Annotated in this window: 15 protein-coding genes; 12 read left to right on the forward strand and 3 right to left on the reverse strand. The window is 37.1% G+C overall.

Annotated elements, in window-relative coordinates; translation table 11 throughout:
* Positions 1–24: 24 nt before the first annotated feature.
* Entirely contained in the window at positions 25–1749 is a 1725-nt protein-coding gene (locus tag NMY3_RS09685) for a B12-binding domain-containing radical SAM protein (protein ID WP_196815678.1), read from the forward strand.
* Between the two features lie 6 nt (positions 1750–1755).
* On the opposite strand, the gene NMY3_RS09690 is transcribed toward NMY3_RS09685, so the two are convergent.
* The 3 genes from NMY3_RS09690 to NMY3_RS09700 form a co-directional block, all read right to left on the reverse strand.
* Positions 1756–2664, reverse strand: a complete 909-nt coding sequence (locus tag NMY3_RS09690) for a hypothetical protein (RefSeq protein ID WP_196815679.1) — start codon at positions 2662–2664, stop codon at positions 1756–1758.
* Between the two features lie 62 nt (positions 2665–2726).
* Positions 2727–3434 carry a triose-phosphate isomerase gene (locus NMY3_RS09695; RefSeq protein WP_231099989.1) on the reverse strand — a complete coding sequence of 236 codons (708 nt, stop codon included), beginning with the start codon at positions 3432–3434 and terminating at the stop codon, positions 2727–2729.
* Complete coding sequence (locus NMY3_RS09700; protein WP_196818530.1) at positions 3418–4500, reverse strand: fructose-1,6-bisphosphatase; 1083 nt, start codon at positions 4498–4500, stop codon at positions 3418–3420. The genes NMY3_RS09695 and NMY3_RS09700 overlap by 17 nt, the downstream gene beginning before the upstream one ends.
* A 233-nt stretch (positions 4501–4733) precedes the next feature.
* Here NMY3_RS09700 and NMY3_RS09705 point away from each other — a divergent pair, with 233 nt between their 5' ends.
* The 11 genes from NMY3_RS09705 (at position 4734) to NMY3_RS09755 (ending at position 14336) form a co-directional block, all read left to right on the forward strand.
* Positions 4734–4991 (forward strand): hypothetical protein, encoded by a 258-nt coding sequence (locus NMY3_RS09705; RefSeq protein ID WP_196815680.1) that lies wholly within the window; start codon positions 4734–4736, stop codon positions 4989–4991.
* Between the two features lie 96 nt (positions 4992–5087).
* Positions 5088–6275: an argininosuccinate synthase gene (locus NMY3_RS09710; RefSeq protein ID WP_196815681.1), complete on the forward strand. Its 1188-nt coding sequence runs from the start codon at positions 5088–5090 to the stop codon at positions 6273–6275.
* Positions 6276–6277: 2 nt separating this feature from the next.
* Positions 6278–7150, forward strand: coding sequence for a lysine biosynthesis protein LysX (lysX, locus tag NMY3_RS09715; RefSeq protein ID WP_196815682.1), 873 nt, complete (start codon positions 6278–6280; stop codon positions 7148–7150).
* A 127-nt stretch (positions 7151–7277) separates the two neighbouring features.
* The gene (argC, locus tag NMY3_RS09720; RefSeq protein ID WP_196815683.1) at positions 7278–8330 is read left to right on the forward strand and encodes an N-acetyl-gamma-glutamyl-phosphate reductase; all 1053 of its coding nucleotides are present in this window, start codon (positions 7278–7280) and stop codon (positions 8328–8330) included.
* Positions 8327–9124 carry a [LysW]-aminoadipate/[LysW]-glutamate kinase gene (locus tag NMY3_RS09725; protein ID WP_196815684.1) on the forward strand — a complete coding sequence of 266 codons (798 nt, stop codon included), beginning with the start codon at positions 8327–8329 and terminating at the stop codon, positions 9122–9124. The genes argC and NMY3_RS09725 overlap by 4 nt, the downstream gene beginning before the upstream one ends.
* The gene (locus NMY3_RS09730; protein ID WP_196818531.1) at positions 9124–10320 is read left to right on the forward strand and encodes an aminotransferase class III-fold pyridoxal phosphate-dependent enzyme; all 1197 of its coding nucleotides are present in this window, start codon (positions 9124–9126) and stop codon (positions 10318–10320) included. The genes NMY3_RS09725 and NMY3_RS09730 overlap by 1 nt, the downstream gene beginning before the upstream one ends.
* Complete coding sequence (locus tag NMY3_RS09735) at positions 10313–10747, forward strand: Lrp/AsnC family transcriptional regulator (protein WP_231099993.1); 435 nt, start codon at positions 10313–10315, stop codon at positions 10745–10747. The genes NMY3_RS09730 and NMY3_RS09735 overlap by 8 nt, the downstream gene beginning before the upstream one ends.
* A gap of 176 nt (positions 10748–10923) precedes the next feature.
* The gene (locus NMY3_RS09740; protein WP_196815685.1) at positions 10924–12132 is read left to right on the forward strand and encodes a LeuA family protein; all 1209 of its coding nucleotides are present in this window, start codon (positions 10924–10926) and stop codon (positions 12130–12132) included.
* A 4-nt stretch (positions 12133–12136) separates the two neighbouring features.
* On the forward strand, positions 12137–12310 hold the full coding sequence (gene lysW/argW / locus NMY3_RS09745) for an alpha-aminoadipate/glutamate carrier protein LysW (protein ID WP_196815686.1): 174 nt from the start codon (positions 12137–12139) through the stop codon (positions 12308–12310).
* Entirely contained in the window at positions 12298–13179 is an 882-nt protein-coding gene (lysX, locus tag NMY3_RS09750; protein WP_196815687.1) for a lysine biosynthesis protein LysX, read from the forward strand. The genes lysW/argW and lysX (NMY3_RS09750) overlap by 13 nt, the downstream gene beginning before the upstream one ends.
* 11 nt (positions 13180–13190) lie before the next feature.
* Positions 13191–14336, forward strand: a complete 1146-nt coding sequence (locus NMY3_RS09755) for a M20/M25/M40 family metallo-hydrolase (protein WP_196815688.1) — start codon at positions 13191–13193, stop codon at positions 14334–14336.
* Position 14337: the final 1 nt, after the last annotated feature.

Consider the following 14337-nt stretch of genomic DNA (forward strand, 5'->3'; position numbering starts at 1 on the left):
CTACACTTTGAGATAACAAATAATATGAAGTACCCAAAGGTTGTTCTTACTGCTGATAGAACATTAATGTCTCCATATCGAGGAATTTCACTCGCATCATTTTTTGGATGTGCTCCTGCACTGGATCCAAATCGTAGTCATGATTCTATTTGGTATAAAATATTAGGAAATCAAGTAACTCCTAAATTGCTTTTTGATTTTATTTGTAATCCTATTGCTAATTCAAACGGATTGGCTGACTTCGCTCCCTATGGCTTGAGAAAACTTGAAGCCGCCTTACTGAGGGACGGGTATTCTAGAGATGATGTAGTTGTTGCTCATCCCGATCATATTGATAAGTTTATTGGGCCACAAACTGAATTCGTAGGTACTTATGAAATGGACCCCCTGGGAATGGGCCCTGTTACAATGACATTTACTTATGGCAGAAAACAAATGTCATACGCTGAATTTTATAATCGTGATCTCCATCATCGAATTAATGCTGCCAAACAAAAGAATGGAAGCAAGGCCAAAGTTGTGGTAGGGGCCTCCGGAACTTGGCAGTATAATTATGACCCAGCCAAAATTGAAGAGTATGGATTATACGCAATCGTAGAGGGAGATTTAGGAGGTATTGGACCTGAACTCGATGGAGTAGGAGGAAGGTTTTTTGATGCTGTAATCAATAACGAGTTAGAAACCGCTAATCCATTCAAGAAATCTGAGTTTAAAGTTGAAGTTAAAGAATTTGATAGAAACGGCAGGAAATATCATGGTAGGTTTCTTCATTATTCTAGAGAACCAAAAGTGGATGAAATTCCTGACATAGTCAACCCAAGTATGCACGGGATGGTTGAGGTAATGAGGGGATGTGGTAGAGGGTGCAAATTTTGCGATGTTACACTTCGACCCTTACGTTATTATCCAGTAGAAAAAGTACAGAATGAAATCCGAGTAAATATGAAATATGGTGGATTAAAAAATGCTTGGATTCATAGCGATGATATTTTTGTTTATGGGCTAAATCCCAGGACAACCAAGAATATGCAACCCAATAGGGAAGCAATAGAAGAACTCTTCAAAGGAATTATGGAAACAGGAGTAGAACATACTAACCCTACACACGGGACTTTAGCTGGAGCCATTGCAGACGAAAAACTAATCCCTAATCTTTCGCGGATAATAAAATCGGGTCCTACTAATCATATTGGTGTGCAGTGTGGATTCGAAACGGGGAGCATAAGACTAATTGGTAAATACGCTGATAGAAAGTTAGCCCCATTTAGGCCATCTGAATGGCATTGGGTAGTAAAAGAAGGTGTAAAAACCTTGAACGAAAACTACTGGGTACCTGCATTCACTCTGATCATGGGATTAGATAACAACGAGACTGCTGATGATAGCTGGGAAACTATCCAGCTAATCCATCAATTAGAGAAAGAACAACCTGATTCCAAATTTACCGTAACACCATTGACTTTTGTCCCGATTGGTCTATTAGAAAAGTCCGACTTCTTTGACATAGGAAACACAATGGATCCAGCAAAATTGGGAGTAATGTATAAAACGTGGCAACACAACTTTAAATATGCCATTCATAAATTCATGCATAAAGTAGGTCAAAATGACCCCATCAAGAAATTCTTTTTTGCATCACTCGCTAGGACACTAGGTGGTGTACCTCTAAATGCTATGGAAAGATATGCTCGTAGGAAGAGTCCTGAACACGAGAAAGTAATTGAAAAAATTAAGGCGCAGTATGCATAAAGATATCTAAATAGTGTTAATCATTTCTAGCTCGCTTAAGAATTGTTCAATGTCTGAATAAATCGGACTAGATACCGATTTTTCTAATTTTTCCTTCATTAACTTATTAGAGAATACAATGATTTGATATTTTTGCTTGACATCCATATTAACAAGAGCCGAGTGTAAAAATCTAATGGCCGTTTCGTTATGTGAAACAACTATGATACTAGTTTTCCCCTTCGCTCTTTTAGATAATTTGTTGATATAACGCTGAAAATCAATATCAAAAAAGGGATCAATTAAATTTTCAACATTCCCTATCACTGTAGGATTCAGTCCCTCTCGCCTAGTCAGTATGTCAATCATGATGCAGATCGGTAAAGATTCGTCATCTCCTGATACTATTGCAAGTAAGGCGTTACTGACCTTTCGTTCATGACTATTATTTGTATTGATAGTGTTTCTCAATAATCTAAATGAGTCTGTAAGATTGGTAAGTAAATGAATTTTTTCGGTTTTACCTATTTTTCCTCTGTTAAACAACTCGAGGATGGTATTCAAAACCGGAAAACTAACATCTGTAAAAATTTTTCTCAAATTGATATTACGGTTGATCAGACTAAGAATTATGTTGTCTGTGATTTCCTTTTGACCATTGATTAGAGATTCAATGAGCTTTTGCTGAATCTCAAGGAAATTTTCATCTTTTAAATCTAAATTGATTATCCCGGGGTCTAAAAACCAGAAGTTTACGGAGCCGATTTTTTTTTTGTTTAGGATTTTTTGGAAATATAAAATATCAAGATATTTAGACATTGTAATACGATTAGTTCCAAGTTTATGCGAAATTTCACTACTAGACATAGGATTATTATTTTGTAAGAGATCTATTACTCTTTTCTGGATATCCGATAAGTCGTACTTCTTATACATTGGTCACAATGTTTTGGCTAGAATCATTTAAAAAGAATTTTTTTGTCGTGAGAATATTACTTTCAAAATTGTGATGCCAATTCATTAATTTTTTCGTACCAATTTTTTGACTTTACCACGCTACTAGCTGCGAGGATCCCTTTTGAGCCCAATTTGATTGCAATTCTTATGTCTTCAGAAGAATTAATTCCGGCTCCGCAAATCAATTTGGACTGACTTGCAACCAATTTTAAGTGTTGAAAAGAATCAGAAATTAAGGAAGGTTTTTCTGTAGCAATAGATTTTGTAGTTCCGATCAGTTCTGGGGGCTCTATAGCTACATAATCTGGACACATAGAAGTAATGTTTTTTAGCTCAGGCAAGTTTTTGGCACAAACGATGCTTAAGAGACCCAACGAACGCAATCTGGGAACTAAATCTTTTATGATCTCTTGGTTTACTGGATGCTCGCTATGATTAATTAGTGACCCAACTCCTCCTGCACCTTTAACAATCTCTGGAATTGAAAAGCCAGTACTTGGCCCTGGTTGTTGTGTATCTACATGCTGTGCAATTACACTTAATTTTGTATTTTTTGTAATCCATGCTAAAAGGGGTAGAGGTGGCGAAAGGATTATTTCAATATCCGTCCGCTCGCTAACCCTTTCAGCTTCTCTTGTAAGGGATAATGCCTTGTCGCCAGAAATCTCCAAGTAGTTTTTCAAATTGATTATGAGTGGCCCCTTTCTTTCGGACATTGCGCCTGTCGTAGGTTTATTTGAATTTTTCATTCAATTTAGCCATTCTAGCCTCATATCCTTTATTATATTCTAATTCATCAGGTACAAGAGTCGCTGGGTGGATAAATCCCTGAACTCTTAATACCGTTGCCCGCTCAGATGCCAATCTGCGTTGATATTCCCAATCTGCTGTCCCGAATCCATCATGAGGACCAGTAAGCTTGCCGTTATGCATGCTAAACAACAAGCAGGAAACTATGGGAATGGAGTAATTCAAACTAGCTGCGGAATTTAACGCAACCGGCATGAATGGCATGTGATGGCTACCCCTAGTGTTGCCTGCTACTATGTGAGGATCATTAAAAGCACTACCTGCTTCTTCTGTGGCGGGAAAATTCTTTTGGGTTCTTACGATTGCTATAGGATCATCTTTTCCCACATAAGTTCCTGCTATATTGTGAAGCCTGTCGGTAGAACAAGAGACAATCTGTTCGCGCTGGTGAGTTAGCACAGAATGAACTACGAATCTGCCTGGATACATCAAAGCGGCCTCTAACTCTGGTTTATCGTTCCATAGTTTAAGATCGGCAATTTTGCCTGACATTACATCCATGATCCTAAATATTACACCCTCGGCCAGCTCCTCGTTAATAATCAGTCCTGTATTGCTTCTTGCGTCGACAAACATTCTCCAAAAGGGAAAATTATAGGCCCCTGGTTCAGTCTTGTCTGCAGCAAATACACAAAATACTTCGCTAGGTCTTTCTTCCATTTCTATTTCAGCAACTCCCGGACCCATTCCTTTTACATTTCCAGAGAAAGAGTCTTTAAGTAAATCCTGCCCTGCGCCGTATAATCCCTGTTCCTTAGCAATTTTTGTCCCCTCGGTAAATGCTTCCCAGGCGAGTTTGTGAATTTCTTTGTTGTCAGTCCCAAGCGTATGAGTCATCACAATGTGGATATCATCGCCTGTGTAGCCTATATAACTATCAATCAAAATTCCTTTTCCATTTTTAATCACAAAATCTTTAACAGTCTGAACCAATCTATCACTCGGTCTGGTGTGTCCTCCGATTCCTCCAATGTCTGCTTTTATTGCTGAAACAGTGATCTTCATACTCAACTTGAATTCTACGAGGGTTAAAAATTTTTGTTTCCCATTATTTCCTGCTAATACCTCTACGACCTCAAGATTCTGAGCTGCAGTCTTGTTTTCTCTGGTAAAAAGAGTTGGATCTCCTGTTTTGTTACTGTTATTTTTTTCCAATGATCATACTATTCTGTGATTAATATCGATATTTGTTGCCAAAAAAAGTAACCAATAAATAACCTTAATATCACTTTACTGTCATGCGTGACGCAAATTTAATAAAAATAATGATCGAAGAAAGAGCTTTAGTGAAATTGATAAAAACTATAGGGGAAAAAGAGTATTCAACAAGAGACTTATTAAAGAAATTGGGCGCTTATGGGTATGGTCATAAATTACTCATAAAAGCAGAGGAAAAGGGACTAGTTGAACGAAGTAACGTTAAAAACAAAACTTACAATAAATTGACAAAAGAAGGAAAGAAAATAATAAGATTAGCCAAGGAAATAGGAGTATAACTTATTTTAATGGATTAACAAATCTTTTGATAAACCTTTTCTCCTTTTTTGTTTCACAAAGATTAAATTATTAATTATACTACGGACCCGTGTTTAATGAGTAAAGTAATTCTGGCTTTTTCTGGCGGATTAGATACATCTGTTTGTGTAAAATATTTGCAGAATCTTCATAAACTCGATGTTATTACGCTTACTGTTGACGTAGGTCAAAATGATGACTTTGACGAAATCAAAAAAATTTCATCAGAATTGGGTGCTATAGAACACATTTATGTAGACTCAAAAAAAGAATTCATCCAAAACTACGTTACTCCAGCAATTAAGGCAAACGCCCTATATCAACAAAAATATCCACTTGCAACCGCGTTAGCTCGACCGCTAATTGCTAGTAAAGCTGTCGATATGGCAAAAAAATTTAATGCAACGTCTATTTCCCATGGGTGCACAGGTAAGGGTAACGATCAAGTGAGATTTGATCTTACAATTAGATCTTTGGATCCTAGTTTGAATATAATTGCTCCAATTAGAGATATGAACCTTACAAGGGATAAGGAATTAAAATATGCAAATGAGAATGGAATTAAAATAAGCGAAATAGCAAAGAAATATAGTATTGATGAAAATCTTTGGGGTCGGGCCATTGAAGGAGGCCTCTTGGAGAATTTGGAGAACGAACCTTCTAGTGATTCTCTAAAGTACGTTCAGCAGGACAATACCTCTACTGAATATATAACGATCGGATTCGAAAAAGGGATACCTATTTCTTTGAACAGTCAAAAAATGGATCTCGAAAAGCTAATCGATGACCTCAATAGTATTGCTGGATCACATGGAGTTGGCATAATTGACCATATTGAGGATAGAGTAGTGGGCATAAAATCACGTGAAGTATATGAGGCTCCTGCTGCACTGGTATTAATAGAAGCCCATAAGGACCTTGAAAAATTGGTGTTGACTAACTCCGAACTCCGTTTCAAACTATTAGTCGATGAACAGTGGGCATGGTTATCATATTCAGGATTATGGTTGGACCCGCTATTATCTGATTTGAATGCGTTTGTCGAGAAAACACAACAAAGAGTAAACGGTGAAATAAAGGTTAAAATGCATAACGGATCCTATCGTGTTGTAGGAAGAAAATCAATGTTTTCGCTATATAGCAATGACACAGTAACTTATTTGTCTAATTCTAATTATGATCAAACGTTGGCGAAAGGTTTTGTCGCACTTTGGGGCTTACAATCTACTGCTGCTAATTCAAAAATCATGGAAAATAAGGAGTAAAAATGGCAAAATTAGATATCCTTTTTGATAAATTAAGATTTGAAGAAAAGGCTCTCTATAATACTGCAGTTAAAAAGGGAATTGACGTGAGGTTAGTCGATTCAAGAAATATCATTATTGATACTGATGATTTGGATTCAAATGAATTTGAATTCGGAGATGTACTTTTGCAGCGTAGCATAAGTCACTTTCGGGGACAATTTCTAACCTATTGCTTAGAGCTGTGTGGCTATAATGTAATAAATAGTTCAAGAATCGGGGAGATATGTGGTAACAAATTATTAACCTCAATGATCCTAAAGAAAAACGACATCCCTACTCCTAAATCTTATTTCTCATTTAATTCTGATTCTGCATTTAACTTTATAAGTACAATAGACCTTGAACAGAATCCATTAGTATTCAAACCAGTCATTGGCTCTTGGGGACGAGGTGTATTCCCTGTGCGGAATAAAGAAATAGGAAAGATAATTGTAGAAATGAGACAAGAAAGTACTAGTCCGTTCTCAAGTATTTTCTATTTTCAGGAATTGATTCATAGGCCACCAAGAGATATTCGTTGTATAGTAGTGGGTGAAAAATTGATTGCAGCAGTATATAGATATTCATCTGATGATGAATGGCGGACCAATGTAGCCAAAGGTGGTAAGGCTGAATTAATTGAAGTAACATCCGAGTTAGAGGAGTTAGCTCTAAAGGCTGCTAGGGCGGTAGGGGCAGGAGTTCTAGGCATAGACATGATGGAGGATGAAAAACGGGGACTAGTAGTGCATGAAATAAATAATACCGTCGAGTTTAGGGGAGCAAGCCTGGCTACTGGAATTGATATTGCCGATATGATAATTGAATATGTAAAAGATCGTGGTAAGAAATAGAAAAAACTATAATCGACAAAAAATTTAAATGAGGATTATTGAACGATTTATTATTTATGAAATTCATTATCGATACATACTTTTTATCTGAAAGAGAGGTAAATGGATATACATTGAGGAATTCTAAATGAAAATTGGAGTTATAGGCGCTTCCGGTTTCGTGGGTGGAGAGTTGCTTAGGCTACTGGTAACTCACCCCAAAGTCGATGTATCGATGGTTACATCAAGACAGAGAGTAGGTGAATATGTTCACAGGATTCATCCAAGTTTAAAAAGTTTTATTAATTTAACATTTTCAGAGCTTAATATTGACAAATTAACTGACACATGTGACTTAGTTTTTGTTTCTGTTCCTCATGGGAAATCTAATAAAATTGTTGTTGAACTATTTAAGAGAGGTATTAAGATAATTGACCTTTCTGCAGATTTTAGATTAAAGAGTCCAGAGGATTATGTCAAATGGTATGGGTGGGAACATCCATATCCTGAAATGTTGGCAAATTCTGTTTATGGAGTTCCCGAATTTCATCGCGAACAAATAAAAAATGCAAAGTTAGTCTCTTGTCCTGGATGCATGGCCGTTACTTCTCTACTTGCATTAAAACCGTTAGTTGAGAACGATGTGATAGATACCGACCACCTTGTAGTAGATAGTAAGATCGGTTCATCAGGTGCAGGGGGGCAAGCCAACTCTGCTACACATCATGCCATGCGCTATGGCGTTATTCGTCCTTACAAACCTGCTAAACATCGTCACACTGGAGAAATAGAGCAAGAATTAAGTTTGCTCGGTGGGAAGAAAATTCATGTAAGCATGACTCCTCATGCTGTTAATATGGTTAGGGGGATATTGACTACAAACCATGCATTTTTGAAGAAGGATCTAAGTGAGTTGGAACTTTGGAAAATGTATAGAAATTCATATAATAATGAGTCATTCGTGAGATTGATAAGAGACAAGAATGGAATATACAAATTCCCAGATCCGAAATTTGTAATAGCATCTAATTTTTGCGATGTCGGGTTCGACTTGGACGAGGACAATAAACGAATCGTAGCAATGTCTGCTTCTGACAATTTAATGAAAGGTGCAGCCGGCTCTGCAATTCAAAACCTTAACGTAATGTCAGGGTTTGATGAAATGACAGGGCTAAAATTCACTCCAGTTACTCCAGTATGATTGTAATCAAAATAGGAGGTAGTATAGTGGAGGGATTGAACCCTACTATCTTTGAAGACTTTAATGATTTGGTAAAAAAACAAAAAGTTGTAATAGTTCATGGGGGCGGAAAAGACGTTACTAGTATAGCAAACAGCATGGGGAAGGAACAGAAATTCATAATGTCCCCCGCAGGTAAGCGTAGTAGGTATACCGATAAAGAGACTGCAATGATTTACACTATGGTTATGTCGGGTAAGATCAGTAAGAACATTACTGGGATGCTGCAAAGTAAAGGTATATCTTCTGTAGGGATAACTGGTATTGACGGGGAAATGATTAAGGCAGATCGAAAAAAGAAATTGATGATACTTAATGAAAAAGGTAGAAAAATGTTAATAGAAGGGGGATACACTGGTAAAGTTTCAACAGTAAATCCTAAGTTGATTAATTGCTTGTTAGAAAACGATTACGTGCCTGTCATTTCCCCTATAGCCATTAGCGATGAGTTTGAATTTCTGAACGTAGACGGCGATCGGGCAGCGGCTAATGTAGCTGGAGCCCTCCAATCTGATGTGGTAATCTTCATTACCAACGTAAATGGGCTATTGATGGATGATCATTTGATACCTAGTCTTTCTCTGGAGGAGGCAAAAAGCATGATGCCACAAATTGGGCCAGGGATGGAAAAAAAAGTGCTTGCTTGTACAGAGGCCTTGGCTATGGGCGTAAAAAAAGCTATAATAGCCTCTGGTTCAGTACAAAATCCTATAATGTCTGCTCTTGAAAGCAAGAATTGCACAGTGATCTCATGATGCAAGGTGTAGAGAGTGAAGAGTCCTTTGTCGGGGATTTGTATCAGAGATTCCCTGTTACTATCTCAAAAGGAAAAGGATGCAAAGTTTGGGATACCAATAACAAAGAATACCTTGACTGTATGGGTGGCTATGGAGTAGCCCTGGTAGGCCATTGTAATGATCGGGTCATTAAGGCAATTACTACTCAGGCTCGGGAATTAATTACATGTCACATGTCTGTTTATAATAACGTCCGACTTAACTTTCTTGAGAAATTCTCCAAAATAGCTCCAATAAATCTGCAAAAAACCTTTTTCACAAATAGTGGGACTGAATCTGTAGAGGCTGCTTTAAAATTTTCTAGGAAATATACTGGTAAGCCTGGCGTTTTGGCTTTGAATGGCAGTTACCATGGAAAGACTTTTGGATCTTTATCTGTAACTTATAATGAGAAATATAGAAAGTCGTTTTTGCCCTTGTTGGACAATATACAATTCATTCCATACTCTGAATCAAACACAATTTCAGAGATTGTGACAAAGACAAATAACAAGATAGGGACTGTAATAGTGGAACCTATTCAAGGCGAAACTGGTATCATTATGCCTCCACCCGATTTTCTAAAGGATATTAGAAATATTTGTAATGAAAATGACTTGGTCCTTATTTTTGATGAAATCCAGTCTGGATTAGGGAGAACTGGCAAAATGTGGGCGGGGCAACATTGGAATGTTGAACCAGATATAATGTGCTTGGCGAAAGGTATTGCAGGTGGTGTTCCGATGGGACTTACGGTCATGCGTTCTGAAATTTTAGACTGTCTAAAGGTTGGAGAACATTCCTCTACATTTGCTGGAAACCCTTTAGCCTGCGCGGCAGGCTCTGCAACTATAGATTCTTTAACTGAGGATAATCTCGTCTCAAATTCAGAATCAATGGGTCGTATTTTTAAGTCCGGCTTATTAAAAATCAAAGAAAAATATAAGATTGTTCGAGAGGTCAGAGGACTAGGAATGATGCTTGGGGTAGAAATGAGGTTTGATGTAAAGGACATTCTTCTTGATGGTATCAAAAACGGTATATTGTTGCTTTATTCAGGTAGAAACATTTTAAGATTGCTACCTCCAATAGTCATGAAAGAAGAAGAAGTGAACAAGTCTCTGGAACTAATTGAAAAGCTAATATATAACGAGGAGAAGAGACGATTTGGTTGATAATCTGAATAGTATAGATGAAAAAATAATAGGAATACTGAAAAGTGATTCACGAAAGTCGTTTGTTGAGATCGCGAATTCTATAGGAATGTCTGAATCTGCGGTTCGTCGTAGGGTAAAAAACTTACAGGATACCGGTATAATCCGAAAATTTACAATCGATATGGGCCCTTCCAATAAGACCAGTGCCATAACGCTAATTTCTGTAAGTTCTGTAGCTGATACGTCTAAGGTGTCTGATCAATTATTAAAACTCAAAGGTGTGGAAATCGTATACGAGATAACAGGTCAATATGATATAGCAACCATAATAGTAGCACCTACTATATTAGAAATAAACTCATATATCGATGAAATTCGGAAAATTGATGGCGTATCTGATACTAATACGGTAATAATCTTGAGAACTTTGGGAAGTTTGAACTAAATTTAAGTTTCCAACCTTGTATCAACGCCGTTGTTGGTTACTTGTTTATTCAATGAAATGAATGGTAAATCCTAATCACTGTATTGCTTTAGAAGGAGCCAATATATAGTTGATTTGATCTAATTTTTAACGAAAACATACATTAAATAATCGATTATAGTAGTATTATACATCTAATGTCACTAAAAACAGATGACCCTAACTACTTTGCTCATCAGTATAATAATTCTGAGAAGGATAAGAAAAAAATTAGAATTCTGGACTCTACACTTAGAGAAGGTGAACAGCATCCAGGTGTATCCTTTTCCAATAAACAAAGAATCCAAATAGCCTGGATGTTGGACTCCTTTGGGGTAGACCAGATTGAAATTAGTCCAATAGTTTCACCTGATCATCATGAAGCAACAAAAATTATCATGAAACAAGGTTTAAGAGCTGACATTGTAGCGCATGTAAGAGCTATAAAATCTGATGTAGATAGAGCATTAGATTGTGATACTAATTGGGTTGCAACCTACATGGGTATTTCGGATATTCACTTGTTAGCAAAGCTCCGGATATCGAGAGAAGAGGCAAAACAGAGGGCACTCGAAGTGGTGGATCATATCAAGTCTCATGGCCTAAAATCTCGCTTTACTATGGAAGATGCGAGCAGAACGGATCCTGAATTTTTATTGGAAATGTGTAAAGAAATGAATCAGAGAGGAATAGAAAGAATTAGTATTCCAGATACGGTCGGAATTATGAGACCACAAGGAATGTATAACTTAGTTAAAATGGTGTACGATAATATTGACAGTTCTAAAACTTCTTTAGATGTGCATTGTCATAATGACGTCGGTTTGGCACTTTCCAATGCGTTATCCGGGTGTGACGGAGGAGCTGACCAGATCCACACAACCATAGATGGGCTTGGTGAACGGACCGGAATTCCTACGTTAGCTGAAACTGCCGTTGCATTAAACTTGATTTATAAATCCAATAACAGTTTCAGGCTGCACTTATTAAAGGACCTGTCTAGAACCATATCAGACTACACTGGAATTCCAATCCATGAATCAAAACCTTTGGTTGGAGATAGCGCCTATAAACATAAGGCTGGAACCCACTTGGCAGCAATATTGAGAAATCCCTCAGCTTATGAAATTATTGAACCTAAACAAGTAGGGAATCGCCGTAAAATAGTATTTGGGGAGTTATCAGGAAAGAATGGTTCTGCTTACTTGTTGTCACTTTTAGGTTTGGATTCGAACAAAGAAAATGCAGAGTCTTTGGCCAAAGGATTGAAAGAGTTAAGGATGGGTGATATATTGGAATTATTTTTGGACGAAAAATTGGAGAGAAAAATACTTAATGAGGATTATGTCAAAAATAATAAGGATTAAAAAAATGGCAAAAGTTAATTGTAAGGAATGTGATGCGGAAATTCCAATACCCTCTGACTCGATGCAAGGTGAAATCGTTACCTGTCCTGATTGCGGAGAAAGTTTTGAACTGGTAAAATCTGGTGACGAATTTAGTATAAAACCTGCACAAGTAGTTGGAGAAGATTGGGGACAATAAATATAGAGGAAGATGCATCTTCTCTCTATATCCTTTTTGACAATATCCGTTGGGAAGAGAAATCTATTATTGAAAAAGCAAAACAGACAGGAATAAACGTAAAATCCATTGATTGCAAAGACCTTGTACTTTTTCTAAATGAAGATACAAAAAAATTTAAGGATAAAGTGATTTTACAACGATGCATAAGCTATTTTAGAAGTTTGCATTCAACTGGAGGACTAGAAGGATTAGGTGCTAGAATGATTAATTCGTTGTATACATCTTTCATGTGCGGAAATAAGTTGATTTCACATATAGAACTTCAGAGAAATGGAATACAGACACCAAACGCTATGTGCGCTTTTAATGCTGGTTCCGCTATTGAGGGCATCAAAAAATTTGGGTATCCCGTAGTCATAAAGCCCACTGTGGGAAGTTGGGGCCGATTAATCGGACTATTAAACGATGAGGAAGCGGCTAAGGCGGTGCTGGAAGATAGAGAACATATGTTTCCTATTTACCACATTAATTATTTCGAAGAATTCATTAAGAGACCACCTAGGGATATTCGTGCTATCGTAATTGGTGATGAAGTTGTGGCCGCAATCTACCGTTATTCTGGAACTAATGAATGGAAGACAAATATGGCCTTAGGGGGTCACGCTTCGCCTTGTCCCATTACTACAGAGTTAGAAGAAATTTGTATGAAGTCTTCAAAAATTTTTAAGGGTGACATAGTAGGAGTAGACCTGATGGAAAGCGAAAAATATGGATTAGTTGTTCACGAAGTTAATAATACCACGGAATTCAAGAATACTGTGAGAGTAACCGGAGTTGACATACCCGGGTTAATTGTGGACTATATGACTAATATTCTCAAGAAATAAGTATCTATAAAATGGTCTCCCCAAATTTTGCTATAGAATTACTAAAAAATACTTTAGAAATTTATACTCCATCACGATCAGAATCCCAGTTGGCCAATTTCTTGAAAGATATTTGTATGGATTTAGGATTTGAAACGGCAAATATTGATAGCGTTGGAAACATGGTTGCAGTCAGAGGTAACGGAGAACCGATAATTCTCTTGTGTGGTCACATGGATACTGTCCCTGGGATTGTACCTGTAAGACTCGAGGGTGATTATTTGTATGGACGTGGTGCTTCCGATGCAAAGGCTCCTTTAGTTTCAATGTTATTAGCAGCTGCGGACATTCCAAAACAAGCTGGGACAATTATTTTCGCTGCTGTAGTAGACGAAGAAGGCAATGCTACCGGAATAAAAAATTTGGTAAAAGACACTACATTAAATCCTGACTATGCCATATTTGGGGAACCAAGCGGAATAGAAAATATCACTATATCGTACAAAGGTCGCTTAGAAATTCGCCTTATGTGTGATGTTGATAACAGTGCACACGCGAGTGCTCCTTGGTTATCACTAAACGCAATTGATGAATTATACAATGTATGGAATGAATTGAAAAGTGTATTTCTGAAGCCGGAAATTGCAAACGCAAAAAATAAGGCAGACCAAATAAGCTATAGCGTTACGGAAATAAACGGAGGCACAAGTCATAATGTAACTCCGCAAAAATGTAGGATAACCATAGATATACGTATTCCACCGAATTTATCTTGTGACAAAGTATTAGAACTGATTGATGTACGTATAAACGAGATTAAAGATTTCATTCATGGAGTAAAGATCAAATACCGGGTTGAGGATAAAACCGAACCCTTTCAAGCAAAAGTGTCTTCTCCGTTAGTACGGGCACTGGTTTTATCTATCTTGGATCAAAGAAAAAAAAGACCGTTGTTGTTAAAGAAAACTGGTACAGGTGACATGAATATTCTGGGAAATATTTTAAATATTCCTGTTGTTACTTATGGTCCTGGTGACCCTCATTCATCTCACACAGTTGATGAAAAACTCTTTGTTCCCGACTACTTGACTGGTATAGAAATATACAAAGGGGCGTTATTACACATGGCAAGGCTTCACAAAAATCTTCAAGAAAAATCTAATACAGTAAACTCATAGG

Origin of the sequence: Candidatus Nitrosocosmicus oleophilus (genome assembly GCF_000802205.1) — an archaeon.
GTDB classification, from domain to species: domain Archaea; phylum Thermoproteota; class Nitrososphaeria; order Nitrososphaerales; family Nitrososphaeraceae; genus Nitrosocosmicus; species Nitrosocosmicus oleophilus.